General features: G+C 56.9%; 6 protein-coding genes. All 6 read right to left on the bottom strand.

Annotation, left to right across the window (positions count from 1 at the left end; genetic code table 11):
- Positions 1–53 precede the first annotated feature (53 nt).
- The gene (locus EJO66_RS33440; protein WP_125967275.1) at positions 54–245 is read right to left on the bottom strand and encodes an SMI1/KNR4 family protein; all 192 of its coding nucleotides are present in this window, start codon (positions 243–245) and stop codon (positions 54–56) included.
- Positions 238–441 (bottom strand): SMI1/KNR4 family protein, encoded by a 204-nt coding sequence (locus EJO66_RS32325; protein WP_125967276.1) that lies wholly within the window; start codon positions 439–441, stop codon positions 238–240. The genes EJO66_RS33440 and EJO66_RS32325 overlap by 8 nt, the downstream gene beginning before the upstream one ends.
- A gap of 61 nt (positions 442–502) precedes the next feature.
- On the bottom strand, positions 503–982 hold the full coding sequence (locus EJO66_RS32330) for a hypothetical protein (RefSeq protein ID WP_125967277.1): 480 nt from the start codon (positions 980–982) through the stop codon (positions 503–505).
- Between the two features lie 72 nt (positions 983–1,054).
- Entirely contained in the window at positions 1,055–1,546 is a 492-nt protein-coding gene (locus EJO66_RS32335; RefSeq protein WP_206168919.1) for an SMI1/KNR4 family protein, read from the bottom strand.
- 45 nt (positions 1,547–1,591) lie between these two features.
- Complete coding sequence (locus EJO66_RS32340; protein WP_125967278.1) at positions 1,592–2,164, bottom strand: hypothetical protein; 573 nt, start codon at positions 2,162–2,164, stop codon at positions 1,592–1,594.
- 84 nt (positions 2,165–2,248) lie between these two features.
- Positions 2,249–2,582 (bottom strand): hypothetical protein (locus tag EJO66_RS32345; protein ID WP_206168920.1); only part of this gene is annotated, 334 nt, incomplete at its 5' end.

Genomic DNA, 2,582 nt, shown 5'->3' on the forward strand with positions numbered 1-2,582 from the left:
GAAGGCGACATTTACCTCGCTCCATAGCGGCCCTTCAATCCGACTACTGCAAGTCAGAAGCGAAAGATGGAAAGCCACGCCGCGAATGAATCCGCCGCATGCGCGACGGTCACGTCATCGTGGGTCCACAGCACAACGCCAGGTTCATCCGCACCCAGCGTCGACCAGCCGTACAGGTCGCCACATCCGTTGTCAGCAAATGGGACGATTGGGGCAGCACCCGTATGGCGCTTGGCTTCAAACAATCTCCGATGGCCTCAAAACACGATGGCGAATGCGCAACTCGCCAAGCCCTCCGAAGGCAATGAACTCGCGATAGCTCGTCGGAAACGAGCGGCCGAGCGTTGCTTCTGCCTCATGTATCTCTTGGTCGAATACGGCGGGGACTTCCTCGTCGCGTGCGGTCTTGCCGTTCCTTAATAGCGCTTCAATCTCAGTCACGTGTCGCACTCCGATGTCGGGTCTTGGCCAGTCACGCCGTTGTCTCGAGGCGACTTTTCGGTCATTCCAGTTCCCTCACACTACGTTGGCGACACCTTTCAACATACTTCAATGAGCCAGCGAAAAGCCCAAAGTGCCCGTTGTTCATACCAAATTCACCCTCCAGCTGGACGTAGCGATTATTTGGACAGTCGATCGACGCCGTTGAGGTAAACCAGTTTGCCGGCAATTCCAGAGCCACCGCATTTGATGTGTTCCCCACCCGGAAATCATCTTGATGTAGGTACAACGCATGGCCCTCGAACTCAAGGCTTAGAAACCCGCCAACGACGACCCGTTTCCCGTCGAACTGACTAGGATTGGCTATTAACTGAATCAGCGAAACGGCGTAACGCTTGCATCCTTGTCTCGTATCGAGGTCCGCGCAACGTGGTTCTGCGATTGCCAAGCACGCGAACAGACCGACAAATAGCCCGGTAGCGACGTACCTCGCAGCTTGCCGCAGCGGGTCAACGATTCCCGCAGGTTGATCAGCACTCATGGTTTTAAGAAGGCTGGATGATCGTAGAAAGGCCACTTTGATAAGGCACAGCCGAAGGCCCGCTGTTGGCCGTCACGAGCCGACGGCGACAAGGTCTGCGAAGTCGTCGGCGACGCGGACCAACTCGCACGTCTCATGACGCCAGATGAAGACCTCCGGACCAAGCCCTTGTCCATCCGCGAGAAAGACGAGATGGTCACCTTCGCCGTTACCGCCCAGCGGTACCGCGGCTGATGGAAAACCACGCCAGGCTCTCGCACGCTCCGTCTCGGGGACGACGCCATTGAGGGTGCGGGCGAGCCGCTTTCTGTCGGAATCGTCCGCGATGGGATACAGGTCCCAGTCGTCGCTCTCGGTTGCGACCGCGCCTCCGTTGCTTCTCATCATGGCCAGGCGATACGACGTCGGCAAGCTGACGCCCAACGCCTGCTCCGCAGCCTGCACATAGCGCTCATCCAAATCGAACGGCATCAAATCCCTTTCATTGAGAACTTGGGTCGAAGGTCGGCTTCTGGCCGACTGTAGCCGGTCGCGGCCTTCGAGCTTTGAGCTCGAAGCGGTCATCTGGCTTGCTCGATAGCAGTCATTCGTTGCCGGCGTAATGCGAGGTCAGACATCACGTCCGGCAGACGGCTTCCAGATGTTCGTACGTGGCACATATTTCTCATATCCCGTCCCGTCATCAACGCCGACGACTTGATGGCCGAAACACTCAACCAGCGCAACGAGGCTGCCAGTGCCACCGTATGGGTAGCCATGGGGATTGAACTCCAACACATACCGTGCCGCTCGCGGTTGGATTGCAATGAGGTCGTAGTCCCCATTCCAGATTGCATCAAGCATGGAAGCGAAATCCCACTGTGGAGTTGGCATCTCAGGGGAATGCCGCTTCGGAAGCGGAGTGGAGAACCAATATTCGTTCCACTCAGCCACTTCCTCCGGGGTCAAGTTTGAAAAGTAGGAGCGTTCACCATCGCTCAGATATCCCAATAGTTGCGACTCGTCGGCTGGCTCATCGCTATCTTTCGCAGCCTTCACGAAGTCAAAGAACTCCGTCAGACGCCGTAAGGACTTCTCGTCACTCGGCTCGAATTCAACGCGGCAGCAAACCGGGCTGTCTCGATCGGCAGTGGTCTCTACAACCTTATCTGAAGGCGGGATGGCGTGTGTTGGCGAGGCCATCAAGCGCTTTTTTGAAGGGCCACATATAGGGGTTCGAATCAGTTGAGCGATGGAAGACACGGGCCGGTTGTGGCCAGGTCCGGCCTAGCGACGACCGATCTTCTTTGATTGATTGGTTTCTTTTTTTCGCACGGTAAGCACCTTACCTTGGGAATCGATCATGAACTGAACACCATGAGGCTGGGCTTGCTGGTCGAGCTTCTCGGCCTGAGCATCTGCCTCGGCCATCGTCTCGAACAGCTGAATCGGTGCTCCATCAAAGAGCCTACTGTCTGCCAACCATTCTCCGGATTCCAGCCGGTACTCCATGGAGCCCATGCCATAGAACCTAGCGATACCCCAACTCTTCCCCATGCCGCGTCTCCCTAGAGATGCCGTTTGTGCGCCCAGATTCTGGAACATGGGCGAGCGTCTGGTT

Source organism: Variovorax beijingensis (genome assembly GCF_003951285.1).
Lineage (GTDB): Bacteria > Pseudomonadota > Gammaproteobacteria > Burkholderiales > Burkholderiaceae_C > Variovorax > Variovorax beijingensis.

Excerpts from the sequence above, each read along its gene's own strand:
- EJO66_RS32330 (WP_125967277.1), bottom strand. The coding sequence starts at position 982 with ATGAGTGCTGATCAACCTGCGGGAATCGTTGACCCGCTGCGGCAAGCT.
- EJO66_RS32340 (WP_125967278.1), bottom strand. The coding sequence starts at position 2,164 with ATGGCCTCGCCAACACACGCCATCCCGCCTTCAGATAAGGTTGTAGAG.
- EJO66_RS32335 (WP_206168919.1), bottom strand. The coding sequence starts at position 1,546 with ATGACCGCTTCGAGCTCAAAGCTCGAAGGCCGCGACCGGCTACAGTCG.